We start from the raw sequence: 215 nt of genomic DNA on the forward strand, positions 1-215 counted from the left end.
GTTGCCACGACTGTGATGTCGCCATCCACAAGCGTTGATAGGTCAACATTATCAACAGAGTAAGTGCCATCAGCATTAACGGCTACATCTGTGATGGTAATTGCTGTGCCAGCAATATCGGTGATAACCAGAGTGACCGTACCACCCGCTGGAATATCTTGTGATGTACCAGTGATATCGCCTTGGTTCGATGCATCAATCACTAAGTCTACAGT

Annotated in this window: 1 pseudogene; it reads right to left on the reverse strand. The window is 46.5% G+C overall.

Annotated features, from left to right (window positions below):
* A pseudogene (locus AN944_RS21740) lies at positions 1 to 215 on the reverse strand (hypothetical protein); the annotation flags it as partial.

The sequence above is a fragment of the Shewanella sp. P1-14-1 genome, from assembly GCF_001401775.1.
Classification (GTDB): Bacteria; Pseudomonadota; Gammaproteobacteria; order Enterobacterales; family Shewanellaceae; genus Shewanella; species Shewanella japonica.